Origin of the sequence: Paracoccus sp. S4493 (assembly GCF_000967735.1) — a bacterium.
Lineage (GTDB): Bacteria > Pseudomonadota > Alphaproteobacteria > Rhodobacterales > Rhodobacteraceae > Paracoccus > Paracoccus marcusii.
The window spans coordinates 1-276 of record NZ_JXYF01000494.1 but is presented as its reverse complement, the minus strand read 5'-3'; the positions used below and the strand labels follow the sequence as shown (position 1 = coordinate 276).

The following is a 276-nucleotide window of genomic DNA, read 5'->3' as shown; positions in this document are numbered from 1 at the left end:
GGACCTGATGGCCCCCCTGCACCCCGCCGAGCGTGTCGAGGGCTGGCGGCAGGCGCTGGCACAGGGCCGGTGGCAGCATCTGTCCGAGGGGTTGCTGCGGGATCATTACGACCCCCGCTATGACAAGCACCGGTCGCGTCATGACGACGGGCGCGGACAGATCGTCGCACTGGACGACCTGTCCGACCTGGATGCCGCCACCGGCTTGGTCGAGGCGGGGCTGGCCCGGATGACCGCAGTCGGTTCGTCGCAGGCGGCGGATGCGGGCCCCGCGCG

The 276-nt window shown here is 72.1% G+C and carries 1 pseudogene; it reads left to right on the top strand.

From position 1 onward, the window contains the following. Window positions 1-276, top strand: a pseudogene (locus tag TW83_RS21590) (tRNA 2-selenouridine(34) synthase MnmH); the annotation flags it as partial.